General features: G+C 47.4%; 17 protein-coding genes. 6 read left to right on the top strand and 11 right to left on the bottom strand.

Annotated features, from left to right (window positions below; genetic code table 11):
- Positions 1 to 111 precede the first annotated feature (111 nt).
- Together LL912_RS24870 and LL912_RS24875 are read left to right on the top strand one after the other, a co-directional pair.
- Positions 112 to 456 carry a hypothetical protein gene (locus LL912_RS24870; RefSeq protein WP_235556335.1) on the top strand — a complete coding sequence of 115 codons (345 nt, stop codon included), beginning with the start codon at positions 112 to 114 and terminating at the stop codon, positions 454 to 456.
- Positions 457 to 730: 274 nt separating this feature from the next.
- Positions 731 to 1,096, top strand: coding sequence for a hypothetical protein (locus tag LL912_RS24875; RefSeq protein WP_235556336.1), 366 nt, complete (start codon positions 731 to 733; stop codon positions 1,094 to 1,096).
- A gap of 294 nt (positions 1,097 to 1,390) precedes the next feature.
- On the opposite strand, the gene LL912_RS24880 is transcribed toward LL912_RS24875, so the two are convergent.
- Together LL912_RS24880 and LL912_RS24885 are read right to left on the bottom strand one after the other, a co-directional pair.
- On the bottom strand, positions 1,391 to 1,903 hold the full coding sequence (locus LL912_RS24880; RefSeq protein WP_235556337.1) for an outer membrane beta-barrel protein: 513 nt from the start codon (positions 1,901 to 1,903) through the stop codon (positions 1,391 to 1,393).
- Positions 1,904 to 2,191: 288 nt separating this feature from the next.
- Complete coding sequence (locus LL912_RS24885; protein ID WP_235556338.1) at positions 2,192 to 4,819, bottom strand: valine--tRNA ligase; 2,628 nt, start codon at positions 4,817 to 4,819, stop codon at positions 2,192 to 2,194.
- Positions 4,820 to 5,282: 463 nt separating this feature from the next.
- On the opposite strand from LL912_RS24885, the gene LL912_RS24890 reads away from it, so the two are divergent.
- Both LL912_RS24890 and LL912_RS24895 read left to right on the top strand, forming a co-directional pair.
- A complete protein-coding gene (locus LL912_RS24890) occupies positions 5,283 to 5,912 on the top strand; it encodes a DUF4240 domain-containing protein (protein WP_235556339.1) in 630 nt (209 codons plus the stop codon).
- A 33-nt stretch (positions 5,913 to 5,945) separates the two neighbouring features.
- On the top strand, positions 5,946 to 6,491 hold the full coding sequence (locus tag LL912_RS24895) for an RNA 2'-phosphotransferase (RefSeq protein WP_235556340.1): 546 nt from the start codon (positions 5,946 to 5,948) through the stop codon (positions 6,489 to 6,491).
- A gap of 663 nt (positions 6,492 to 7,154) precedes the next feature.
- Here the strand turns inward: LL912_RS24895 and LL912_RS24900 are convergent.
- Complete coding sequence (locus tag LL912_RS24900) at positions 7,155 to 9,554, bottom strand: ABC transporter permease (RefSeq protein WP_235556341.1); 2,400 nt, start codon at positions 9,552 to 9,554, stop codon at positions 7,155 to 7,157.
- A 490-nt stretch (positions 9,555 to 10,044) separates the two neighbouring features.
- Between LL912_RS24900 and LL912_RS24905 the strand changes: the two genes are divergently transcribed.
- A complete protein-coding gene (locus LL912_RS24905) occupies positions 10,045 to 11,628 on the top strand; it encodes a rhomboid family intramembrane serine protease (RefSeq protein ID WP_235556342.1) in 1,584 nt (527 codons plus the stop codon).
- Between the two features lie 99 nt (positions 11,629 to 11,727).
- On the opposite strand, the gene LL912_RS24910 is transcribed toward LL912_RS24905, so the two are convergent.
- Complete coding sequence (locus tag LL912_RS24910; RefSeq protein WP_235556343.1) at positions 11,728 to 12,510, bottom strand: NIPSNAP family protein; 783 nt, start codon at positions 12,508 to 12,510, stop codon at positions 11,728 to 11,730.
- 653 nt (positions 12,511 to 13,163) lie between these two features.
- On the opposite strand from LL912_RS24910, the gene LL912_RS24915 reads away from it, so the two are divergent.
- On the top strand, positions 13,164 to 13,634 hold the full coding sequence (locus LL912_RS24915) for a macro domain-containing protein (protein ID WP_235556344.1): 471 nt from the start codon (positions 13,164 to 13,166) through the stop codon (positions 13,632 to 13,634).
- Positions 13,635 to 14,053: 419 nt separating this feature from the next.
- Here the strand turns inward: LL912_RS24915 and LL912_RS24920 are convergent, their stop codons facing one another.
- The 7 genes from LL912_RS24920 to LL912_RS24950 form a co-directional block, all read right to left on the bottom strand.
- Positions 14,054 to 14,587, bottom strand: a complete 534-nt coding sequence (locus LL912_RS24920) for a helix-turn-helix domain-containing protein (RefSeq protein ID WP_235556345.1) — start codon at positions 14,585 to 14,587, stop codon at positions 14,054 to 14,056.
- A 601-nt stretch (positions 14,588 to 15,188) separates the two neighbouring features.
- Entirely contained in the window at positions 15,189 to 16,469 is a 1,281-nt protein-coding gene (locus LL912_RS24925; RefSeq protein WP_235556346.1) for a multidrug effflux MFS transporter, read from the bottom strand.
- 140 nt (positions 16,470 to 16,609) lie between these two features.
- Complete coding sequence (locus LL912_RS24930; RefSeq protein WP_235556347.1) at positions 16,610 to 18,046, bottom strand: efflux transporter outer membrane subunit; 1,437 nt, start codon at positions 18,044 to 18,046, stop codon at positions 16,610 to 16,612.
- A 470-nt stretch (positions 18,047 to 18,516) separates the two neighbouring features.
- Entirely contained in the window at positions 18,517 to 21,681 is a 3,165-nt protein-coding gene (locus LL912_RS24935; protein ID WP_235556348.1) for an efflux RND transporter permease subunit, read from the bottom strand.
- Positions 21,682 to 21,961: 280 nt separating this feature from the next.
- Positions 21,962 to 23,137: an efflux RND transporter periplasmic adaptor subunit gene (locus LL912_RS24940; RefSeq protein ID WP_235556349.1), complete on the bottom strand. Its 1,176-nt coding sequence runs from the start codon at positions 23,135 to 23,137 to the stop codon at positions 21,962 to 21,964.
- Between the two features lie 205 nt (positions 23,138 to 23,342).
- A complete protein-coding gene (locus tag LL912_RS24945) occupies positions 23,343 to 23,939 on the bottom strand; it encodes a TetR/AcrR family transcriptional regulator (RefSeq protein WP_235556350.1) in 597 nt (198 codons plus the stop codon).
- Between the two features lie 382 nt (positions 23,940 to 24,321).
- A complete protein-coding gene (locus LL912_RS24950; protein WP_235556351.1) occupies positions 24,322 to 25,434 on the bottom strand; it encodes a PDDEXK nuclease domain-containing protein in 1,113 nt (370 codons plus the stop codon).
- Positions 25,435 to 25,441 lie beyond the last annotated feature (7 nt).

Consider the following 25,441-nt stretch of genomic DNA (forward strand, 5'->3'; position numbering starts at 1 on the left):
GGCAGGCGGATATATTAACTTTACTTTGTATGTTTTTACATAACCCCTAACAACTGCAGTAATGGTACGGGTAAACAGTTTCACATTCTTTACTTCTAAATTTTTTAAACAATGAAAAAAACAAGCATTTTTCTGGTGGGAATACTCGCCGTAATTACGCTGCTCGTGAGTTGGAAAGTTGCCGACAACCGGGCTGTGATCACTGACGGTTTATGCAACTTTATTGATGGCAATGGGGTTTGGCATCCCGGTGCGGGAGCGGCCCAAATGGTAGCGACCAGCAGCGGACAGGTCAGTTATGTTTGCAAAGCCACCGGTCTTCCGAATGACACCGGCAAGACGGTTCATTGGGACAATGAAAACACCGGCGCAACCTGCCTGGGGGGCGCAAACTGGAAAATGATTATTTCTCCCAATGGTAACGGAAGTGTTGTTTGTCATATGGAGCATGAATAAAAAAGAATGGTGAATGCTCTGCTATTTTAAGGCGTCGCTAGCAAAATAGTGACGCCTTCTTTTACTTAAAATTGCAATAAGCCTGTTACATCTCGCGGGGGCTGAACAATGCATGGATGCTGTATGATTTTATGGATCATGGCTACTTGTTGATGCCGGAGTAAAAGCGTTGGCGAATGGCATCTGGGTGTAAACCTGCCGTCTGGTATACATCCGCATATAGCGGTAACAAGGGATATTCTCACACAAATTCTTCACTTTAAATCTTCAAAAAATGAAAAAAGTAAGCATTCTTTTTGCGGCAGCATTTGCCGTTGTAGGGCTGTTGGCCAGCTGGAAAACAATGAACAACAGTGCGATTGTAATCCAGGACGGAGGGTGTTGGTTTGGGCTTAACGGCTATTCGGGCGTAACGGATAATGGCAATTTTGTAGTTACAAACAGCGGTAACGGCATGGTTAGTTGTAAGTTTTCGGGTGTTGAAAACAATACAGGAAAAGCCCTGGTCTTTAATTCAAAAGACTTTCCGGGTGCGCTTTGTGGTACTATGGCCGGCCCTACTGATGACTGGAGCATTGTCATTACGCCCAGCGGGCAGGCGAGTTTTACCTGCAAAGTGAACGGTGCGGGTAATCATTAAAAAATGTGTAAACAATCGTACAGGAAAGGCGAAGCCTGACCTTTTTCTGTGATTTTTCAAGCGGCTGTCTCAAAAGTCCGTCATTTCGAGCGTAATGTAGTGAAGCCGGGAAATCTCCAATACATCATTTCCAGGCAATAAGATTTCTCCTCCCTATAGCAATCGGGACCGCTTCGTCCCGCAAGGGCGGGATCGAAATGACGGTTTCGGACTTTTGAGACAGTTTCTTTATCGGAACCGTTCAAGGATCAATGACACTCTTAGCTATTCTTTTCATCCAGCCAAGCCGTACATCTAAAAGTTCCAGCCCGCTTTAAATCCCACAAACCCTTTGGTCCCGTCTTTCATCCAGGCTTCATACTTTGCCTGCAGATCAAAGCCCAATACCCGTAGTCCGATACCGGGCGACAGGATAAAGGCGGAGCCATCATAATGGCTGCCACTATAATTGGCACTGCCGGCTTCCAGTTTTACATACAACAGCGGTATCAGGCGGTATTTCAACCCAACACGGATAGGAACCGCTTTGAGGTCATACACCCGGTAAGGATTACCCGCATCATCAGTACGGTCAGCTCCCCTGAAATACATGTATCCTACAGAACCCGTAAGGGCCAGCTTTTTAATCAGCCGGATATCGGCTGTGCCACCCACACCCACACCCCAGTTAAAATTTTCTCCAAATGTGCCCTGGGGGATGGCATATTCGCCGTAAGGACCGAGGCTAAAACCTTTCCACTGTGCCGACAATTGCAACGTGCAACTGGAAATGAACAATGTAAGCAGCAGGAAGCGAAATCTGTTCATGAGTGAGGATTTGTTGACTAAATAGAGGGTACTTTAAGGGAGCGCAATTATTGTACCTTTTTTGCCGGGGCTGTTCCTTTATAAGCGATTTTGAGACAATTTTAGGAACACCATTTTGCCTTATTAGAGAAACTCTTCTTAAAGTAGCAGGTTGAGGCTTACTTCTTTCAATAGACTATATGCGCTGTAAATTGAAGTGAGGGCTATGAAAAAAGGTGTATCAATTACTTTTGATACACCTTCCATAAAATTAGTTGTAGTTTACTCCGGATGTACAGAGGGTACAATTTACAAGGCCGCCAGACTTTCCTCGATTGCTTTTATCTTTTCTTCCGCATCTGCCTTCTTGCGGCGTTCAATTTCTACGACCTCCGGTTTGGCATTTTGTACAAAACGCTCGTTGCCGAGTTTCTTTTCTACCGATGCAAGGAAGCCCTGCAGGTAGGCCAGGTCTTTTTCCAGTTGCTCTTTCTGGATGCTTGTATCCAGTTCGGTAGCAGGCAAAATGAATAGTTTGTCTTTACCCACCAATACGTTGATGCATTTATCAACCGCTTCTGTTGTAATGGCCACCGCTTCTACATTGGCCTGGCGTTCCAGGATGGATGCCAGACTGGTATAGCTATCCGGCTGTGCGGTTTGTACAAACAGCTTCACCGGTTCTTTGCTCTTAATATTATTCTTCACCCGTGCATCGCGGATGGCGGTGATGGTCTGTTTCAACAGTTCGCCCTGTGCCAGGATATTGTTGTCCGTATCCTGCGTGGGTGCGTATTGCTTTATGGAAAGATCATCGCTTTGTTCGCGTAGCAGGTGATAGATCTCTTCCGTTATAAATGGCATATAGGGATGTAGTAATTGCAGCAGCTCCTCAAAGAATGCAATGGTGGCCTGTAATTTGGCCGCGCTGGTAGGAGCACCCTGCGCAGGCTTCTGCCATTCCAGGTACCAGGAACAGAAATCGTCCCAGATCAGGGAATACAACGTTTTCAACCCTTCGCTGAGGCGGAATTCTTTAAACAGATTTGCCATTTCTGCTTTTGCCTGTTCAATGCGGTTGCGCATCCAGGCAGCAGCCATATCCCGCTCGTTGCCGGCCGTTTCGGTAATGCCGTTGGGGTTGTTCTGCCACATGCGCACCAGCTTCAGCGCATTCCAGATCTTATTATTAAAATTACGGCCCTGTTCCAGCGAGCTTTCGTCAAACAACAGATCATTACCTGCAGGAGCGGAGATCATGATGCCAAAACGTACCGCGTCGGCGCCATAGGTATCAATCAGTTTCAGCAGATCCGGTGAGTTGCCCAGCTGCTTGCTCATTTTGCGGCCCAGCTTATCGCGTACCATGCCGGTAAAATAAACGTCTTTAAACGGAATTTCTTTTTCATATTCCAGTCCGGCCATTACCATCCGCGCCACCCAGAAGAAAATGATATCCTGCCCGGTTACCAATACAGAAGTGGGATAGTAGTAATTGATATCAGGATTACCGGGGTTGGTAATACCATGGAATACCTCACTGGGCCAGAGCCAGGAGGAGAACCAGGTGTCCAGTACGTCGCTGTCTTGCGACAGCTCCTCAATTTTGAATTTTGAATTTTGAATTTTGAATTTTTCAAACGCCGCTTCTTTATTTTCTGCCACCACAAAAGTGCCATCGGGCGCATACCAGGCCGGTATCTGCTGTCCCCACCAAAGTTGCCGGCTGATGCACCAGTCCTTTACATTCTCCAGCCAGTATTTATAGGTGGCCAGGAAACGGTCGCCGGGATGTATTTTAATATCGCCGTCTACTACCGCTTTTAAAGCAGGCTCGGCCAGCTCTTTCATTTTTACAAACCACTGGGTGGAGATACGGGGCTCTACCACGGCATTGCTGCGCTGGGAGAAGCCGTTCTTATTAACGATGTCTTCCGTCTTAACCAGGTTGCCTGCTTGTTCCAGGTCCACCACGATCTTTTTCCGCACGGCAAAGCGGTCTTCACCCACGTACAGTTGTGCAGCTTCACTCAGGGTGCCATCTTCATTCAGCGTATCGATCACTTCCAGGTTATGTTTCAATCCCAGGTTATAGTCGTTGATATCATGTGCCGGGGTAATCTTGAGGGCACCGGTACCAAACTCCATATCTACATATTCATCAAAAATAACGGGGATACGGCGGTTGAGCAGGGGCACCAGAGCATAGGCACCTTTCAGGTGCTGGTAACGTTCATCATTGGGGTTTACGCAGATGGCAGTATCGCCCAAAATGGTTTCCGGGCGGGTGGTGGCAATGGTGATATAGCCTTCCTGCCCGTCCAGCTTGTATTGCACATAATACAGTTTGCTCTGTACTTCGCGGTATTCCACTTCTTCATCGCTGAGGGCCGTTTTGGCCGCCGGGTCCCAGTTAATCATGCGGGCCCCGCGGTAGATCAATCCTTTATTATAAAGGTCTACAAAAACTTTTATAACCGCGTTGTAATAGTGGTCGTCCATGGTAAAGTTCACCCGGTTCCAGTCTACACTGCAACCCAGGCGCTCGATCTGGTTATAGATGATACCACCGTATTTTTCTTTCCATTCAAACGCGTATTTCAGGAATTCTTCGCGGGAGAGGCTGTTTTTATCAATGCCTTTTTCCTCCTTCAGCATCTGTACCACTTTGGCCTCCGTGGCAATGGACGCGTGGTCGCTGCCGGGCACCCAGCAGGCATTATAGCCGCTCATGCGGGCGCGGCGCACCAGTATATCCTGCACGGTTTCATTGAGCGTATGTCCCATATGCAACACACCGGTAACATTGGGGGGCGGGATGACCACGGTATACGCCGGGCGTTCATCCGGAGTACTGTTAAAATACCCTTTTTCCTTCCAATGCCCCGTCCACCGGGTCTCAATAGCTGCTGGCTCAAAATTCTTTGTTAATTCCATAAGGCGGCAAATTTACTGCATTTTTTGCATCGAAATAAAATGTTGGAAGGGAAGGTTTTGGAGGAGAATTTCCCACGGATGGCGCTAGTCGGCCAAAAAAATGGGTATTGACAGGGTTTGGGCGCCGGGCTGCTGTGGAACGTGGTGCGACGCGCCGTGCAGTGCCGGCACGAGAAGACTACGTTCCAACGATTCTTCCGGTCTCAACAAGGCAGCAGCTTTAAGAGTCTGTTACAGAATTCCTTCTAACTGTTAAAAAGTCTTATTTTAGTGGAGTATTTATTTTATAGCATCTAACAAAAATCGCAAACAACTGCTAAATATGAACAATGCAAATCCGGAAATATCTGAAAATGCTCTTTATCGCATCTTCATTCAAGTAAGCTCCTGTTGTCATTTTGTGAAAGCAACTATTATAGTGGCGCTCGTAATGTCAGGGTGTGCAAATGCAAATAATATGAATATGGAAGACAAATCATTTGGAGACAAAAAAGCGGCTGAACAGCAAGCCCGGCCAATCGGATCTTTTGATTCAACACAATTGGTAAAAACAGCAGAAATGCTGGATGAGGATCTGTACTGGTCCATTATAGACAAATCACTAAAAAACACAGACGATCAGGAGACGCAGGAGCAATTCCTGATAAAAGAGATCGGCAAATTAACACCCAAGCAAATGATTGGCTTTCGTCTGCGGACGGATCAGTTGCTTTATGATACCTATAGTTCGGAAATGTGGTGTGCCGGATATATTATGAACGGGGGATGCTCCGATGACGGGTTCGAGTATTTTAGAAACTGGGTCATTTCCAGAGGGAGGGATACCTATCTTAAAGCGAAACAAAACCCGGATAATCTGATCACGCAGGTTCATCGGGATGCCGAATATTACGAATTTGAAGCCTTTTGGTATGTGGCACTTGAAGCGTTCAAGCAAAAAACCGGGAAGGATTTATACAATTATATCGATTACGACCATTTCAAAACCAGGGAAGGGAATTATCCGAGCTTTAAATTTACATGGAAAGAAGAGGACCCGGAAAGTATGAAGAAGATTTGCCCCCGGCTTTTTGAAGAATTCGAGCATAACTGATACCTTGTCCGTATGACATAAATACAACCAAAAATGAGCAATGAAAAACAACTTTTAACGGTTAGCAAATTCTTAAGTCTCGTATTACGGCATAAGCCGGAAACCATTGGCATCCGGTTAGATGAACATGGCTGGACGGATGTAGATGTGTTAATTGAAAAGGCTGGCCTGTATGGTGTATCTTTTGACAAGGCGCTATTAAATGAAGTGGTTGCCACCAATTCCAAAAAACGGTTTGCGTTTAACGATTCAATGAAAAAGATACGGGCAAGCCAGGGACATTCTGTTGCCATTGACCTGGGCTATCATCACCAAAAACCGCCGGAAATGCTGTATCACGGCACGGGTGAGCAATCCGTTCCTTCCATCTTAAGTTCCGGGCTTGAAAAACGCAGCAGGCAACACGTGCACCTGAGCAGTGATGTAGAAACAGCGATCAAAGTAGGACAACGACATGGAACGCCCGTTGTGTTAAAAGTAGCCGCCGGGCAAATGTATGCGAATGACTTTACATTTTATCTTTCAGACAATGGTGTTTGGTTAACGGATCATGTTCCGGCAAAATACCTGGAACAGTAGCACGATTACCGAAGGACCGGTTCTGTTCTTTTATTGCAAATAAGCAATCAGCGCCATGTGTATAACCAGGGGCTGCTGATGAAGTGAGATAGTACCTTAATTTTATTTTCCAACTTTTGCCTTGATGCAAAAGCAATCCCGATGCGTCGCATGTGCGTTAGGTTAAGCGCAACAGTCAATCTGCCCGGAACTGCAGTTACGCCAGCATTTGAGCCCATTCCGCTCCGTTAGGAGCGCTGTGTTTATGGCAATCGGAAGGGCATTTGTGCGGGCTCCGTAGGATGCCCCGTGTTTACGCGGCACCTGACGCAGCCGATGGGTTATGTCGTTGATCATGAATACTATAAACATGCGGCGCCTACAGCGCCTGGATCGGGTTTCTTAACCTGACGCACATGCGATGCGTCGGAACTAGTTCGCTACAAGGCGAATTCCGCACGATAAAAATTTGGAAGGTTTAAATATTTATGGTCGGGCGGAGCCGATAAAATCTGCGTTGCAGGCCTTGCGGCGGACGAATGCCCTTGCGAAGCAATAACCATTTCGCTAGCGTATTCCTCGTGATTTACACAGATTTGCACAGGAAATCAGCGCTCATCCGCGAAAATGATCCGCGTAAATCTGCGAGAATGAAAAGACCAGCGTTCCTCTGCGGGAAACCACTTACTCGGTTCTCAAACTCTTCACCGGGTTAATCACTGCCGCTTTTATGGCCCGGTAGCCCACCGTAAGCCAGGCAATGAGCTCGGCAATCAGGATCGTTGCTAAAAATATACCGGCGCCAATATCCACCCGGTACGCATAGTTTTGCAGCCACCGGTGCATTACATACCAGGCAATGGGCATCGCAATCAAAAAAGCGATCCCGATCAGCAGGGTAAATTCCTTTGAAAACAGGTAAATAATGCTGCCCGTAGAAGCACCCAATACCTTGCGGACGCCCACTTCCTTGGTGCGCTGCACCGCCATAAAAGATACAAAGCCATACAGGCCCAGGCAGGAAATAAAGATCGCAATGCCCGCAAATAGCTGGTAGAGCTGGGATATCTGGCGTTCCTGTTTGTAAAAGCCAGCAATCTTTTCATCTAGGAATTGGTATTCATACATAAAATCCGGGTAGGTATGGTTCCAGAGCTGCTCAATGGTGGCCAGGGTTTGCTTCGCGTTTTGGGGTTGTATTTTTATATTAAAGATGCGGTAGAACATTTTGTTGGAGCTCAGCACCATCGGCTTCATCGCTTCCTTCAGCGAGTAGCCGTTAAAGTCTTTCACCACGCCCACAACCGGCGCCACAATCTTTCCATCCCAGAAACTGATCTTTTTCCCGAGGATGCCTTCGGGATTTTTGAACCCTAATTTTTTGGTCATCATTTCATTCACTACAAACCCGTTTATGGAATCGGCCGGGCGGTAGGGCGCACCGGCAATAAAGCGGATATTGTAGGTGTTGAAATAGTCGGCATCGGCCCATTTAAAGTCGGTTTTAAAACCCGCTTTTTTAGTAGCATTGTCAAATATAAAATCATCATCCCAGCCGGCCTGGTCCATCGGGCTAAAGGCACTCTGGCTTACGTCCTTGATGCCGGCCTGTTGCTGCAGTTGGATTTTTAAGGCATCCGCTTTGGTGCGACCTGCCGTATCGTTGGCCATCGGCACCGTAATGATGGCCTCCTTATCAAAACCCACGGCCGCATTTTGAAAAAAGTCCATCTGCTTTACAATAATAAGCGTGCCGATGATTAAAACCTGGGCAATGGCAAACTGGAACACCACCAGCACCCGGCGCATCGAAAACCCGCCCACCGTTTTGCTGCTCAGTTTGTTTTTAAGCACTGCAATGGGATTAAAGCCCGATAAAACAATGGCAGGGTAGAGGCCCGATAAAAAGGTAACACTCACCATCAGAACGCCCAGGAAGGCCATTAACGGAAGATCCGGCCGGAGCTTCACGGACACTTGCAGCAACTGGTTCAGCAAGGGCAATGCCAGCCACGCAACGCCCAGGGCAATGATCACCGAAGCCAGCGTGATCAGGAAGGTTTCGCTCAGGAACTGGAGGATCAGTTGCTTTTTACTGCTGCCCAGCACCTTGCGGATGCCCACTTCTTTGGAGCGGTTTACGGCTTGTGCGGTAGCCAGGTTGATGAAGTTGATGCAGGCAATAATCAGCAGGAAAAACCCGATCAAACTCAATGCGGTGATCAGTTCCCTGCTGAAGGTTTTACCGCTAAAGGTGCCAAACGCCCGCTCAAAATGTACACTGCCCAGGGGCTGTAACTGGTAACCCTGGTTGGCATACTCAGCCGGTGTATGTCTTTTTACAAAGGCGTTGAGATCGCTGTCAAACTGCCGGGCCGGCATATTTTCCGGGAGCAGCACAAAAGTGTTTAAGGAACCGTCCACGGCCGCCCAGTCGGTGGAAATATCTTCCTGTGTAACGGACTTAAACGAAAAAACCACCTGCAGCGGAAAATCGGTATGGGCGGGTGCATTTTGCAGGATGCCGGTTACTTTAAAGACCTGGTCGTTATCATATTTAATCAGTTTGCCAATGGCCGTATGCCAGTCGCCAAAATATTTTTCTGCAATGGCCTGTGAAAGCACCACGGTATGGGTTGCAGACAACGCCGTTTTAGGATCGCCCGCAAGCAGGGGAAAGTTGAAGATGTCGAAGAACGCCGGCTCAGCATAAAACACCTGTTCTTTAAATTTTGGGGGTGCCGCGTTGGCAGCATCGTTGAGTACGGTGATCTGCTTGTCCTTCCGGGCATAGATGCGGGCCACACCTTCCAGCTGCGGAAAATCAAGCCGCAGCGCTTCCGCTACCGGGTAGGCACTGCCCTGCGAATAATTCATCCCCTCCGGGGTTTTGGTTGCGGATACGATCCTGTAAATACGATCCTTGTTTTTATGAAAATCATCAAAGCCTGTTTCATACCGGATCAGTAAAAAAACAAGCAGGCAGGCGGCAATGCCCACGGCCAGCCCGATGGCGTTAATGGTTACATAAGCTTTATGACTGCGTACATTTTGCCATGCGGTTTTAAAGTAGTTCTTCGGCATTGTGGATGTATATTTTTTGTAGCGTAAGCGCCATCAATTAACGCACCAATAAAAATGCCATTTATCTATTGGCCTGAAAAGCAAAATAATGCAAACTTACAGCTATAAAAGATTGTACGTTTTTGATACAATGGTTGTTCATTTATAGGATGGTTGAGCTGATTATTTTGAAGAGCCGGCGATTGAAGGGACTGGGCGGGACCACGCAATCATTGTTCTGGAAGCTGCTTCAAGCGAATGTCACTTTTTAAAATATAGGCAGCTCCCAAGGCTTAAAAATTAAGAGATGTGTCGTTCGTTGTAGTCTCATAAAAAAGCCTATTTTAGCAAGGCAATCAGCTTCAGCTGGATAAAACATCAATTGAAAACATTGAAGGCAGCAAATGGGAAAAAGCAACAGAGGTGATTTTGCGGGCATTGATAATTGACTGCAAATGATTTGAATGCATTCTTATGGTAGTTGTGCTCAAAAACAAACCATTTCGATCAAATGAAAGGACTTTCAGACAAACTGCGGATTATTTACAAACCATTTTTACTTATCGGCGTCGGGTTTATTTTAATATATACCCTTTTAAACTGGCTGTTGTTTATAAAAGCAGCTATACCGCTGAAGGAGGATATTATTGAATTCTGGTTACCCTTTGGTCTGCCCTGGATACCCATTTTAATTTGGTTAAGACCAAGGATCAAGCTCCTGAATTTTAAAAATGATAACGCTGGCTTTGGTTATCAGTTCCTTGCTTCAATCGTAATTGCGATTCCAACCATAATTGCACAGCAGTACCTGGTTACAGCAACCGGTAAACTGACGCAACTTGATAATATTGGTCAGATCGAAAAGTTTGAAAAGACCAAGTATTATGCGCTTAAGAATTACTATATCGATAAAGATCATATTGCTATTCAAAATACAGCTACGGTAACGGGGAAGCATAATGAGAATTTTAACATGCTGATCTACGTTGCAATGCCGGTTTTGATAACCGGTTCGGATACTCTAAAAACCGAGAATCTCTATTGGCTTGGGAAAAGGTATTTTGAACGCATTAGTAACCGGCTGAGCGAGCAGGAGAAGGATGATAAATACAAGGCTTTTGCGGAAAAGGCAGAAAATGATTTTGAACGGGAAGACTTTAGTAAGTTTGCTTATTTGGAAGTGATCGGCAATACCGATGATCATAACGAATATAATAACGCTTTAAAGAAATTAAATCCCAATGCTTCAGAAAATAATGTTTTTTTTGAAGCAAAGGCCGGATCTTTTGCGTCCAGGAACGGCAAAAAGCTTTCCTGGGTTTTAGGCTCCTTTATTATTGGAGCAATCGTCTGGTTGCTATTGCTGTTGTTCCCCAAGTTCAATAACCGGCGGTTAAAACAATTTAAAAGCGGCGCCCCAGGTAAAGACAGCGATCTGAAAGATGTACTTGCGTTGATGATTCCGAAACAAGATTTTTTTATAACGCCCCTCATTATTGACCTGAATATCCTGATTTACTTGGTAATGGTTTTTTCCGGGCTTGGATTTATTTCTTTCAAAACTGAGGATTTGATCCATTGGGGAGCTAACTTTAGACCGCTGACAACAGACGGACAGTGGTGGCGGTTACTTACCTGTACTTTTTTGCATGGCGGACTGCTGCATATATTGGCGAATATGTACGGGTTATTGTTTGTCGGAATTTTGTTGGAGCCGCTTTTAGGTCGGTGGAAGTTTTTGTTCATTTATCTGGTAACAGGTATTTTAGGTAGTATAGCCAGCATCTGGTGGTATGATGCTACCGTTAGTGTAGGTGCATCCGGCGCTATTTTTGGACTTTACGGCTGCTTCCTGGCTTGTTTGCTTTTAAAAGTATTTCCGCCTGATTTTGGGAGAACATTTTTGACAAGCACACTGGTATTTGTAGGGTTTAATTTATTGATGGGTGTTACCGGAGGCATTGACAATGCCGCACATATTGGCGGCCTGCTGAGCGGGTTTTTGCTCGGATGCATACTGGCAGGATCTGTAAAGCGTAAAGCAGTGGTCCTCGTTGCGAATGAAACCAATGAGGGTAAAGATAATGCTGCTTAAAGTAAGGCAGACGCCAGTTTCCCTGATGCAGGTCCCTTTTCTCGCCCAGGTCTCCCATCTGTACCTGCCTGTTACCTGACGCTGTATGCCACCACAGCATTACACCTGCGAGTAAGCCGTTGGTACCAAAAAAGTATTTATGATCTTAGAAACGGTATTTGCATACTGGGGGGCTGCGATTAACCGCTTCCAATCCGCGTCGGCCACAAAAGCGCCCCATCCCTTATCGCGCTCCTCCATATTATTACAGGTAAGCATGTAGGTAATACGCGGCAGCTTATCGCCCGCAATCACTTCTCCAAAAAATACCGGGTTCAGTTTAGCCCGCTTAAAAATATCAAACTCCCCGTCGTGGAACATCTTTACCTTTCTTCTCACCGCGTCTTCACTATAGCCTTCATAGGTTCGCAATTCAAAGATGCGGGGCGCACCCGGTGGCACGGCAATCACCGGCCAGCCCTCAAAGGCCGTCATAAGGGAAGCGGTAAAGCGATTGTAAACCGGCTTATCCGCCGGAATGCTGTTATACGCGGCGCTGTTTTTAATATAGTCCGCGTCCGCTTTTACTTTTGTGTTAACAGATAAATAGCTGTCGATAGACGCATAAGGAATCAGTACGTACCATTTAGCCGGCTCCGTTTCCTTCCATGCTTTAAAAACGCCCACTGTTTTAACACCGTATTTGTTCAATGCCGGTATCAGCGCTGTTTTAAAATATTGCTCCAGCAGACCTCTGTCTACTCCAAAGCGCATATCATATTCGCGCCATTCGTATATTTCTTTTTGTGTGGCGGGCCGCTCACCGGCCGATGCGGATGAGCCCAGTGTTGCCATACCAGCGGTAGCTGCCAGCGAAGCGTGGAGGAATTTTCTGCGTTTCATAAAGATGATTTTTTGTACAACCCTGTTCAGTAAGGTATTTAAAAATAATACATCTTTTTGGTATAATGACAGCAATTACTGTTTTTACCGAGGTATATTAAGTGCTTCAGTGTTGCGGAATAAGGATGTATGATTCATCTTTGTTGCCCCAGCCCGGTGCCGGTGACAGCTTCCTTGTACGTGTCCGCCGTGGCGGATCACTCACTTCTGCTGCAGTGCATAGGGCAGTTGGCTACTGTGGGACCTGGGCGACAGGCCGAACATGGAGCGCTTGTAAGTATACTATCTCACGATCGGCCCGGCAGATCATTGCAACTCAGGAATTGATTCCGGGAGCCAAAACAGACTATGAAGCTGGAGTGCCGTAGGAACGGCCTATAACGGAGACTACCCATCCCCTAAAGAAAGATATATTCCATCTCCGTCAAATTTTACCGACCTCCAAAAAACGCCTATATTAGCATAACAACCTTTTGGGAAAAGTGAAGCAATCAATGCACAAATGCCAGAACGGTTACAGATGAGTGATTTTTTTTAAACTGCAAAGCTGTCACGTAGCCGCATTTAGGTATTTGCAAACGATTATACATGTTTGGTAATTGCGGCAGTTGATGAGTTGCTGGCAACTATAACGAAGCAACCTTACATAAATAATGATGGAGATAAATTACATAAAGGGAGACGCTACAAACCCGACAGGCAGCGGAAATAAAATTATTGTTCACGTTTGCAATGATATGGGCGGCTGGGGGAAAGGTTTTGTAATGGCGGTTTCTAAACGATGGAAACAACCTGAGCAACAATATAGGCAATGGTTTAAGACAAAAGACAATTTTAAACTTGGAGAAGTTCAATTTGTACAGGTTAAGGACGAACTTTGGGTTGCTAATATTATTGGGCAACATAAAATTAATAAAGACGAAAACGGAAACCCTCCAATTCGTTATGAGGCTATCCTGTTGGGACTTGAAAAGGTGGGGCAATTTGCTATTGACAAAAGTGCATCGGTTCATATGCCGAGAATTGGTTGCGGACTTGCGGGCGGAGCCTGGGATAAAATAGAGCCTTTAATAAATGCAACATTGACGACGAAAAATATTCAAATAACTGTTTATGACTTTTAATAAGTGGACGCCAGTTAAACAAAGCAAAATAGAAAAGGATATTGAATATTGCGGTGATATTTTATTTGACAAGCCTAGCTGTTTGAAATTTTGGGAGTATATAAAAATTGTACCTGAGAAATGGCAGGAGAAAACCATGAGTGAAGAGGGATGTGGCTTTTGGGTTGTAGCAATACTTGGAAAATCAGTAATCTATTATAATGATATTGAGGATGGGTACAACTTGTCGACTTTCACGAGTTACGGAGAAATAGATAACTACTATTGCAATCAGATGGAACTACACGAAATGATTGAAAGCTTATTTTATGAAATTGAACGGCTAAAAGTAACTATCACCAACATATTTTGGCAAACTTGTTTGCGGCCTTTAGACAACTGGCGGCGGTGCAACCTACCTGCGCCAACGCGTTCCCGCATCAAGTTCCCTTTACAAGCCTGCAGGCCTTCAACGCCGCCTGTTCCACCGCTATGCAGGCCGCCCGCTTGTAGGCTACCCATGCCTGCCGGGCAGGAGAGCATCGATCCATGGCATCCATTAGTTTTGACTCCATATAAAGCAGCGCCGTTTTTTGCAATGAGCCCGGTACGGCGGTGGGCAGCGCGGCTTGTACCAGCAGCATCTTTTGGGACAGCTGTTCGTAGCGTTGCTGCATGTTATCCAGCACGCGGGCAGCGCGGGCTGCTTCCATTGCTGCTTTGCCGGCCCGGTCGTTCAGCAGCTTTGCTGTTTTTGTTTGCTGCTCCAGCTGGCGTTGTTGCAGGGCGGTGGAGTGCAGCTTGCTTGTGGACGGTTGTTGCAGCAGCAGGTACAGTTCTGCCAGCCTTATGCTGGCCGGGGTAGGCAGCTGGCGGCGGCCACTTTCATACATCGATAACAGGCCGCGGGTAACGCCGATCAATGCAGCCAGTTCTTCCTGGGTAAGTCCCCATTGGCTTCTAAGGGTTTTCATATCAGTAAGTTATTGTAGCTATAAAAATAGTATTTTATAATGGCAGACAGTTTTGTTGCAATCTTACGTGCCGGAAAATATTTTGCAACCAGCGGGAGTGGGGGCAGTTGGGGCGTGTGATAGGGGTACTCCCCATGATCGCATAACAAGCCCGTGCAGTCACTCTGACCGCAGCGAAGCGTCTCTCAATTTTCGAACAGCTTGTTATTACAGGGATGCTTCGGCTTCGCTCAGCATGACGGAAGCGTGATTGTTGTCCGTTACTATAATTGCATAACGCAAACCCCGTTGCGTCACCCTGAGTGCAATGAAGTGGAGCCGAAGGGTCTCTAAATTTTCGGACAGTTCGATATTACAGGGATGCTTCAGCTGCGCTCCGCTCAGTATGACGCCAACTCTGTTTCGTTACCCTGAGCGGAATGCAATGAAGCCGAAGGGTCTCACGAATATCGGCCAGCTTGTTGTTACGGGGATGCTTCGGCTGCGCTTCGCTTCACTCAGCATGACGGAAGTGTGTTGTAATAAAACAAACCAGCAGGCACAAGGCCCGCTGGTTGCACAGATACACTCAAAAAACAAATCTGCTCTCTATACTTACTAATTATGCAATAATGCAAATTTCTTCTTCCTCTTGCGCTGTTGCCGCTTCTGTAGTAGCTTCCGCCTCCGCCGCAGGCATTTGCTTCACCTTTCTTTGTCCCACCAATAATATTACCAGTGCCAGCAACCCGCTGGCGGCAATAATGATGGCTATCGGGGTGGGCGTTTTATTGTCAAACACACCGGTAAGTGCAGCGGCCAACGCACCCAGGCCCATTTGCAGCGCACCCAGCAATGCCGAAGCACTGCCTGCTTCCTTGCTAAACGGCAGGATGCTCAATGCCGCGGTGTTGGGAGAACTGATGCCCAGGGTGCAGAAAAGGAGAAAGATAACGACGATAGTTCCGTACAGTCCTAAAATGCCGGTGGTAATACCCGCCAGCAGTACAAACCCGATAATGGTTTGCAGGAGGATGGACGCTGTTACCAGCTGCTCACTGGAATATTTTTTTAGCAGCACGGCGTTTAACTGGCTGCTGCCGATAAGCCCGGCTGCAATGACAGCGAAGATGGTACCATAGGCTGTTTTTGAAACGCCAAAGTATTCCATAAACAAAAACGGCGACCCGGATAGGTAGGCAAATAATCCCGCAAAGGATACCCCGCCCGCAAAGGCATAGGTAAAGAACTGCGGGTTTTTTAGCACACCACCAAAGGCATTGAGGATGGGCCGCGGCTTTAAGGATACGGAGGTATCCGGTGCCTTGCTCTCCTTAAATTGGAAGATGACTGCGGCCAGCGTAGCAGCGGCAATGAGCGCCAGGATGATAAATACATCCTGCCATTTGTAATAGGCTACCACATAGCTGCCAAAGGTAGGCGCCAGGATGGGGGATACACCTAATAACAAAATGAGCAGGGACAATACCTTGGCATTATCCTCCAACGGAAACAGGTCCCGCGTAATGGCGCGGGGCGCTACCATGGATACGCAACAACCCAATGCCTGTATAAAGCGCAACGCGATGAGCCCCTCCGGTGTACGCACCAGCACACAACCAATGGAGGCGGCAATGTATAATACCAGTCCAATGATCAACGGGCGTTTTCTGCCATAACGATCCAGCAACGGCCCGCTGATGAGCTGACCCACGCACAACCCTATAAAGAAACTGGATAAGGAATAGGCAATGGTATTGATGGAGGTATGCAGGTCCTTTGCCATAGCCGGGAAGCCGGGCAGGTACATATCTATGGAAAACGGACCAATAGCGGTGAGTAAGCCAAGGATGGCAATGAGCACCACCCTTGTTCTTTTATTATTGATATCAGTTGTTTGCATAACGATAGTTGCTTTTTTACCGCGAAGACGCAAGGGCGCGATGAAATCTTGTACCCGGTATGGTAAAGAAAACCGCTGCGTCACCGCCTCTTTGCGACGTTGCGTGAAATTTTAGCTGCTGCGTCACTGCCTCTGTGGCATTATTTCCATCCGCCGCCAAGGGAGCGGTACAGATCTACCGCAGCGCTCAGCTGCAAACGGTGAATATTGGCCAGGTTAAGCTCCGACTGCAATACATTGGATTGTGCGGTGAGCACTTCAATATAATTGGCCATACCGCTTTTAAACAGCAGGCGCGCATTTTTAATGGCCAGTTGTAACGTATCTGCCTGATCCGTGGCAATGGTCTTTTGCTCCTTTAATTTTTCAGTAGCCACCAGTGCGTCCGATACTTCACCAATGGCATTGAGTACCGATTGACGGAACTCCAATACCGATTGCTCCCGCTGGATCTTTGCCGTTTCCAGCTGTGTTTTTAACTGGCGCTGCTGAAAGATGGGCTGGGTAACATTGCCCAATAAGGTACCAAACAGCGATGCCGGTATATTAAACCAGTTATTGGCCAGGTAGGAGTTTAGGCCCCCCTGTGCGGTGATGGACAGGCTGGGGTACATATTGGCCTGGGCAATGCCGGCCCGGGCGTTGGCGGCGATCAGCTCCATTTCCTTGGCCCGTACATCCGGCCTGCGGCTGAGTACGGCAGAAGGAATACCGGGTGTTAACCACTGCGGCACATTAGAGTTAAAAAGTCCCTTGCTGCGCTCTACGGGCCCGGGCAAACTGCCGGTTAAAATGCTCAGTGCATTTTCCTGTATGGCAATGTTCTGCTCCAGCTGCGGAATGAGCAGGGCCGTGGATTGCTTCTGTGCCTCTACCTGTTGTACCGCCAGGGTGGTAACCTCACCCGCGTTGCGTTGCAGGCGGGTAAAGTTGAGTGTACTGTCTATTAATGCCAGGTTCTTTTTTGCAATGTTCAGTTGCTCATCCAGCATCAGCAGGTTATAATAACCTTGTGCAATACCGGCTACGATCTGCGTCTGTACGGCTTTTGAAGCCTCGTAGGTTTGCAGGTAACCGGCCATGGTGGCTTCCTGCTGGCGGCGGATCTTTCCCCAGATATCGGCCTCCCAGGTAAGGGTGAGCGCGGCATTAAAATCTTCTATATGATCCTTCTTTATAAAGGTGTTCATGCTCAACCCGTTTAAACTGTTGTTGGACGGATTGGTGGTTTGCCCTGTAACGCTGAAGCTAAGCTGCGGCAGTTGCAACAATTTGGCCTGCTTTAGGGTTTGCTCCGAAGCGGCCACGCGCTTGAGGGCAATCTGCAGGTCGTAGTTATAACCGATGCCTTTGGTGATGAGCGCCTGCAGGGCAGGGTCCGTAAAAAACTGGTTCCATTGCACATCGGCAATGCTGCTGGTATCGGCCGTGGCCACCGCGCGAAATTCCTGCGGCAGCGCCACTTCCGGGCGCTTGTAGGCTTGTCCTACCTTGCAGGATGCTGCCGTAACAAGTATTGCCATCACCGGCAGCAGGTATTGTAAGGCGTATCTTTTTTTCATACTTAAATAATTCATAGTTGATTTGATCCTTTTGAAGTGTTTCTGTTTTGTCGTCATGCTGTCCGGTATTCGGGAGACCCTTCGGCTTCATTTCATTTCGCTCAGGGTGACGAGACAATGTTGGCGTCATGTTGAGCGGAGCAAAGCGGAGTCGAAACATCTCTTCGCGTAGGGGAGACCCTTCGGCTCCACTCCGTTGCGCTCAGGGTGACGCCCGTAATTATACTTCCGTCATGCTGAGCGCAGCCGAAGCATCCCTGTATTATCAGGCTGTTCGCCATTCGTGGGACCCTTCGGCTTCATTGCATTCCGCTCAGGGTGACGAAACAATGTTGTCGTCATGTTGAGCGAAGCGGAGCGTAGCCGAAACATCTCTGTATTATCAGGCCGTCCAACATTCGCGAGACCCTTCGGCTTCATTTCATTTCGCTCAGGGTGACGAAAGTGGGGTAGGTCAGGGGTGACCATACATGTGTTTGCGATGACTACCCCATCTCCCAATCCTCATCATCATGCACCCGGTTTGCTACAATTTTTTCCTGCAAGTACTGGAAGATGATGTACAGCACCGGGATAATGAATACACCCAGTAACACACCGGTAAGCATACCACCTACGGTACTGTAACCAATCGAGTGGTTACCGATGGCGGAAGCGCCTTTGGCAAATACCAGCGGCAACATACCCACGATGAAGGCAAAGGAGGTCATCAATATCGGGCGCAGGCGCAGCCTGGAGGCTTCCAGCGCCGAGGCCACCAGGCTCATGCCTTTCTTGCGCCGCTGTACCGCGTACTCCACAATCAGGATGGCGTTCTTGGCCAACAGCCCGATGAGCATGATGAGCCCGATCTGTACATAAATATTATTTTCAAGCCCTGCAAAGCCGATGAATAGAAATACACCCAGTATACCCGCCGGTACGGTAAGGATTACCGCCAGGGGCAGCACATAACTTTCGTACTGTGCCGCCAGCAGGAAGTATACAAAGATGATGCTGAGCAGGAAGATGTATACCTGCTGACTGCCGGCACTCCGTTCCTCGCGGGTAATACCCGTCCACTCATACGAGTAGCCTCTCGGCAGGGCCGTCTTCGCCGTTTCTTCAATAGCGCGAATGGCATCTCCCGTACTAAAGCCCGGTTTGGGCACCCCGTTAATGGTAACCGCATTGAAGAGGTTGTTACGGGTTACGGTTTCCGGACCAAATACGCGTTTGAGTGTAACCAGTGTTTTAACCGGCACCATTTCGCCCAGGTTGTTCTTTACAAAAATACCATCCAGGGAAGCCGGGTCTTTCCGGTAGGGGATATCCGCCTGCGCCATTACGCGGTAGTATTTACCAAAGCGGTTAAAGTCGGATACAAAACTACTACCAAAATAGATCTGCATGGTCTGCATCAGCTCGCTTACGGATACGCCTAATTGTTTGGCTTTTATAAAATCGGTCTCGATGGTGTACTGCGGGTTGCCGGCGGCAAAGGTGGTAAAGGCATACGCGATTTCTTTACGCTGCATCAGCGCGCCAATAAAGGCACCGGCTGTATTGCCCAATTTGTCCAGCGGACCATTGGTACGGTCCTGCAACATAAACTCAAAACCACTTACGTTACCAAAACCCTGTACGGTAGGGAAGTTGAAGAAGAAGGTATTGGCATCCTTTACGGAAGTAACCTTGCCGGTAAGGGTGGCCGCGATCTCGTCCGGGTTCTTCAGCTTGCCCCGTTTGTCTACATCCTTCAGCCGGATAAAACCTGCGGCATAAGGAGAGGCGCTGGCGCTGCTGATAAAGTTCAGCCCGTCAATCACCCAAAGATTATTGGTCGATTCTTCCTGTTTGATGATCTTATCAATCTCTGCCGTGGCTTTATGGGTGCGGTGCAGGGAACTACCCGGAGGCGTGTTTACAGCATACAGCACAAAGCCCTGGTCTTCCGTTGGAATAAAGCCGGAAGGCGTTCTTTTGATGAGCCAGTAACTGGTTCCGGCAATAAGCACCAGCGCACCGATGGCGATCCATTTCCTGCGAATAAGGAATTTTAAACTGCCGATATACCGGTTCGTCAATGTACGGAAACCGGCGTTGAATGCGGTAAAGAAGCGGGCCATAAACCCTTTCTTTTCGTGCGGATGTCCTTTTTCGCCCGGTGTATGCGGGTTTTTAAGGAACAGCGCACAAAGGGCCGGACTCAGCGTTAACGCGTTTACCGCGGAAATAAGGATGGCGATGGCCAGGGTAAAGGCAAACTGCCGGTAGAATACACCGGCCGGACCCTGCATAAAGCCCACGGGTACAAACACCGCCGCCATTACCAGGGTGATGGAAATGATGGCCCCGGAGATCTCATTCATAGACTGCACGGTGGCCTTACGCACCGGCATGTCCTTATGTTCCATTTTTGCGTGCACAGCTTCCACTACCACGATGGCGTCATCCACCACAATACCAATGGCCAGTACCAGCGCAAAGAGGGTTAACAGATTGATGGTAAACCCAAAGAGCTGCAGGAAGAAGAAGGTACCCACAATGGCTACCGGCACGGCAATGGCCGGTATGAGGGTAGAACGGAAATCCTGCAGGAAGATGAATACCACAATAAATACGAGTATGAATGCAATAATCAATGTTTCCCTTACCTGGTGGATGGAGGCATCCAGGAACTCCTTGGAGTTGTACATGGTAATGGGTTTGATGCCCTTGGGCATGGTCGTGTACAGTTCCTTCAACTGCCGGTCTACCTCGGTAAGGATCTCGTTGGCATTGGAACCTGCGGTCTGCAAAATAGCGAAACCCGCCACCGGCTTGCCATTCAGCCGGCTATTGGCGTTGTAGGTAAATGCACCAAACTCCACACGGGCCAGGTCTTTGAGCTTTAACACGGAACCATTGGGGTTTGCTTTTACCACGATGTTTTCATAATCCTCATTTTTGTTCAGCTTACCCTTGTACTTCAATACATATTCAAATACCTCATCGCTGTTCTGTCCGAGCCTGCCGGGGGCGGCTTCCAGGCTCTGGTCCCGGATGGCACCCAATACATCCTGGGGGGAAAGATTGTTGGCCGCCAGGCGGTCCGGTTTCAGCCAGATCCGCATAGAGTAGTCCTTGGCTCCAAATACCTGTGCCTGGGCCACACCGGGGATCCGCTGTATCTGGGGGATCACGTTGATCTTCAAATAGTTTTCCAGGAACAGTTCATCATACTGGGCGCTGTCTTCACTATAAAGCCCGGTGAACATGATAAAACTGTTCTGCACCTTTTGGGTGGAGATGCCCGACTGTACTACCTCCTGGGGGATCTGGTTCACGGCTTTGGAAACGCGGTTCTGTACGTTTACCGAAGCAATATCGGGGTCGGTACCCTGTTTAAAAAACACGGTCAGGGTCATGGTACCGTCGTTGCTGGAGTTGGAGGTCATGTAGGTCATGTTCTCCACACCGTTAATGGCTTCCTCCAGCGGAGTGGCCACGGAACGTGCCACTACCTCACCGTTGGCACCGGGGTAGGTAGCGGTTACCTGTACGCTGGGCGGCGCAATATCCGGGAACAGCGTTACCGGAAGCGCAAAGAGGGAGAGAATACCCAGCAAGAGTAGAATGATGGAAATAACCGTAGATAATACGGGTCGTTGTATAAATTTCTTTAGCATGATATGGAGTTGTAAGTATGCTGTGCGTAAATAGTTAGGGTAAAAGATCCCTGGGCGGCAGGGGCTGCTGCTTTATCAGGGTATTGCTTTTACAGCGGATGCTGGTCCGCTAAGAAAAAAGTGTTGTTGAGTTCCCCTAGCTGCATCAAAAGCGCTTTTATAACGTATTGTCATTCTGAACTTGTTTCAGAATCTATTAGTGAGCGACCATTTTTAGATGCCGAAACAAGTTCGGCATGACAGGATGGGCGCTTTTGATGCTGCTCAGGAAATAAACCCCTTAAATCGGATTCGCCTTTAGCACGCTGTCGGCTGAAACCACCTGCGGCTGTATCGGCGTTCCGTCTTTTAAATTACCGGTTCCGGAAAGCACGATCTTTTCGCCTTTGGAAAGTCCTTTGTTTACAAAGTAGTAGTAGGCGGTTTTACCAGAAACGGCAATGGGTTTGCTGGTTACCTTGTTGCTGCTGTCTACTGTAAATACAAATACTTTATCCTGGATTTCAAACGTGGCTTCCTGTGGCACCACCAATACTTCATTAAAAAGCTGCGGCAGACGGATCTTACCGGTGTTACCGCTTCTTAGTGTTTTATTGGGGTTGGGAAAGGCTGCGCGGAAGTTGATAGCGCCGATGGTTTTGTCGAACTGCCCCTGAACCAGTTCAATCTTTCCTTGCTGCGGATAAACGGTATTATCGGCCAGCAGCAATTCAACGGAAGGAACGTTTTTCAGTTTTTGCTCAATGGTTTCGCCCGGGTATTTATTTTTAAAGGCAATGAAGTCGGGCTCACTCATAGAGAAATAGGCGTACATCGTGTTCACCTCGCTGAGCACGGTAAGGGGTTGTGTTTCCCCACGGCCTACCAGGCTACCGGTTTTAAACGGAATGCTGCCGATATAACCGCTCACCGGTGCTTTGATCAGTGTATAACCTACATTGATCTGCGCGTTGCCTACCATGGCCCTGGCCTGTGCCAGTGCGGCGGTGGCGGCGTTGTAGTTGGCTTTTGCGGTCTTCAGCTGTACGTCGGAAATCACAGCGTTGTCTACCAGTGGTTTCAGGCGGTCCAGGTCTACCTGGGCCTTTTGTACATTGGCCTGTGCTGCCAGTACATTGGCGCGTGCGTTGTTCAGTGCTTCGTTGTATAACTGAGCACTGATCTTAAATAAGGGTTGTCCTGCGGTTACGTAAGCACCTTCGTCTACGTAAATCTTTTCCAGGTAGCCGTCTACCTGGGGGCGTACTTCTACGTTTACCTTTCCTTCCAGTGAGGCGGAAAATTCCTGGTAAACGGTTACGGGGGATGCCGGGGTAGCCATTACGGGCAACGCCGGAGCCGGTGGCTGCTGGCTGGGATTTGCTGAGCCATTGACGCAGCTTTGCAGCGATATAGAAAGCGCAATAAGCGCAGGTACAAGAATGCTTGTGTGGATGGTATGGTTGTTTGCTTTCATCTGTAGAGTTGTTTTTTGAGTCAAAGAAATACATGTCCTGCCGGGGTACATACCGGAGAAAGGCGCCCAGGGTATTGCCGGGGCCAGTGATCCTGTTTATACGCGCAGTTCCCGCGTATTACGGAATGGCAACCATTGCCCGTTGTCATCCCGCGGGGGAATGCACTAAAAAATAGTTACTATTTGAATTGTCGTCTTTTTTGGCTTAAAGATTTTCTATAATGTTCACTACCATTTGATCGAGTACCGACACGTTCATTGTTTGCGGAACATCAGCACTCCTTGCGATCATGATTGAAGTAAAACCATGTATTGCCGACCAAAATGCGTGCGTTTTATAACACGCGGATTCAATATTGGTTTTCTTTTCAACGATTATTTTTTTTATGATTTCATAAATTATATCCTGTAAGGCTCCAAATTCTGTTTTCATCTTTCCTTCTCCGCAACAGGGCATGCCCACACCAAACATGAGTTTAAAATAACTCCGGTTCTTGAGTGCAAACTTCCAGTAGGTATCTACCAACGCTTTCAGCTCCTCCTGCGGCGACCCTTTTTTTGAGATGGCTTTGTGAATATTTGACAGCAGCAGTTTAAAACCGTCCTGCGAAATCTCAAAAAGAATGGCCTCCTTGTTGGCAAAATGATCATAGATCACGGGGGCGCTGTATTCGATGGCGTCTGCGATCTTGCGGATGGATAACGACTCCCAGCCTTCATTTTTTACCAGCTGCAACGCTGCGTCGATGATCTTCTTCCGGATCATTTCTTTTTCTCTCAATTTGCGCTCTGCTACACTCATAAAAAATAAATTTACCTAACAGTGTTAGCAAAGTTAACGGTGTTTTGAAGCTACTTCCAAATTTTTTTTCTGAAGGATTTGTTGCTCAAACGTTTGTTAGTGCTGCACTGTGGAAACCGTTTTTCTTAAAGTGTTGTAGTTGTTGACAAAGCGCCTGTGCCTGATTAATACAATTCCTGAAAAAAGGTAACCTGATTTTTTTGCTCCGGCTCAAAAGTAATTCAAAAAACTAATAAACCAAATATTTGCTTTGTTTAATTTGTGTAAAATAATTGTTATGAAACGCCGCTCTTTTATTTGGAGGACCGAAGCTAAAACGGGAGAGTGACAACTGTATGTCAGGATATGTTTTAATTATTTGGCAAAGACTGATGTTTGGGTTCTATAATAATTTTTTCAGCGCAGCGGCATCCGGCAATATTTTTTTTAACCGGGAGGGAAGTTGTTTACTGGTTTTATACGTAGCAACGCCCATCGCTTTATGCATACTCTTAAAGGCATACTCCACCACTTTATTGTTTTTTTCCTTACAAAGAATGATACCAATGCTGTTGTGTTCGTGAGGAAGTTTTACCTGATCGTCGAGCAGGTTCAGGTAAAAATTAAGTTTGCCGGCATATTCGGGTTTAAACCTGCCTCGTTTCAATTCAATCGCTACCAGGCATTGCAGTACGCGGTTGAAGAAAAGCAGGTCGGTAAAAAACTCTTCCTCATCTACTACCAGCCGGTACTGTGTGCCCATAAAAGAGAAGCCTGTACCTAAGGAAAGAATGAATTGTCGTATGTTATTAATGATCTTGTTTTCAAACACGCGTTCATCGTCATCCGGTGTGATATTGATAAAATCCAGCAGGTATTCATCTTTAAAAGTGTTTAATGCATGTGCTGCTATTGTTTTGGGTAGCGCTTTCCGGAAGTTATTGGGAAGTTTTCCTTTCTTGTGATAAAGATTGCTTTCGATATGATGTTGCAGCAGGTGCACCGTCCAATGATTGCTTGCAGCCTGATGCATATAGTAAATGCGCTCCTCCATTTCCTTACACTTATTTATAAGCAGGATATGATGGGTAAAGCTAAGTGCCGTAAAAACAGTATTGATGAATGAAGAATCTAATTGGGCAGTTAACGACTGCCCAATTTTCTTTTTTGAAAAAGCAGAACGGCGCTTTCCGGTGGAATGGTTCGGCAATTGGGCAGTTACTGACTGCCCAATTATGGGCATCTGATAGCAGTCATAAAACTGCCGCATATTTTTCAGGCTTCTGTAAGAAAAGCCGCGCAGCCCCGGCAATTCTTTTTGCAGATCGACCGCAATTTGCTGTAGTACTTTATCTCCCCAGCTGGCAGCGGTCATTTTCTCGTGCAGACTATGGCCAATGTTATAGTATAATAAAAGTAACTCATTATTCACCAGTTTTGCGGCCTGGTAACGGCTTTGCAATATTTGCTTTTTTACAGTTTGTACAAATTGCAGGTAGGTTTTTTCAGGTTTCATGTCAGCA

This window comes from Niabella agricola (assembly GCF_021538615.1).
GTDB classification, from domain to species: domain Bacteria; phylum Bacteroidota; class Bacteroidia; order Chitinophagales; family Chitinophagaceae; genus Niabella; species Niabella agricola.

Bases quoted from the DNA above. Each gene is read 5' to 3' on its own strand.
- LL912_RS24925 (WP_235556346.1), bottom strand. From the start codon at position 16,469: ATGCAAACAACTGATATCAATAATAAAAGAACAAGGGTGGTGCTCATT.
- LL912_RS24870 (WP_235556335.1), top strand. From the start codon at position 112: ATGAAAAAAACAAGCATTTTTCTGGTGGGAATACTCGCCGTAATTACG.
- LL912_RS24915 (WP_235556344.1), top strand. From the start codon at position 13,164: ATGATGGAGATAAATTACATAAAGGGAGACGCTACAAACCCGACAGGC.
- LL912_RS24940 (WP_235556349.1), bottom strand. From the start codon at position 23,137: ATGAAAGCAAACAACCATACCATCCACACAAGCATTCTTGTACCTGCG.
- LL912_RS24895 (WP_235556340.1), top strand. From the start codon at position 5,946: ATGAGCAATGAAAAACAACTTTTAACGGTTAGCAAATTCTTAAGTCTC.
- LL912_RS24890 (WP_235556339.1), top strand. From the start codon at position 5,283: ATGGAAGACAAATCATTTGGAGACAAAAAAGCGGCTGAACAGCAAGCC.
- LL912_RS24905 (WP_235556342.1), top strand. From the start codon at position 10,045: ATGAAAGGACTTTCAGACAAACTGCGGATTATTTACAAACCATTTTTA.
- LL912_RS24880 (WP_235556337.1), bottom strand. From the start codon at position 1,903: ATGAACAGATTTCGCTTCCTGCTGCTTACATTGTTCATTTCCAGTTGC.
- LL912_RS24935 (WP_235556348.1), bottom strand. From the start codon at position 21,681: ATGCTAAAGAAATTTATACAACGACCCGTATTATCTACGGTTATTTCC.
- LL912_RS24950 (WP_235556351.1), bottom strand. From the start codon at position 25,434: ATGAAACCTGAAAAAACCTACCTGCAATTTGTACAAACTGTAAAAAAG.
- LL912_RS24910 (WP_235556343.1), bottom strand. From the start codon at position 12,510: ATGAAACGCAGAAAATTCCTCCACGCTTCGCTGGCAGCTACCGCTGGT.
- LL912_RS24930 (WP_235556347.1), bottom strand. From the start codon at position 18,046: ATGAATTATTTAAGTATGAAAAAAAGATACGCCTTACAATACCTGCTG.
- LL912_RS24945 (WP_235556350.1), bottom strand. From the start codon at position 23,939: ATGAGTGTAGCAGAGCGCAAATTGAGAGAAAAAGAAATGATCCGGAAG.
- LL912_RS24920 (WP_235556345.1), bottom strand. From the start codon at position 14,587: ATGAAAACCCTTAGAAGCCAATGGGGACTTACCCAGGAAGAACTGGCT.
- LL912_RS24875 (WP_235556336.1), top strand. From the start codon at position 731: ATGAAAAAAGTAAGCATTCTTTTTGCGGCAGCATTTGCCGTTGTAGGG.
- LL912_RS24900 (WP_235556341.1), bottom strand. From the start codon at position 9,554: ATGCCGAAGAACTACTTTAAAACCGCATGGCAAAATGTACGCAGTCAT.
- LL912_RS24885 (WP_235556338.1), bottom strand. From the start codon at position 4,819: ATGGAATTAACAAAGAATTTTGAGCCAGCAGCTATTGAGACCCGGTGG.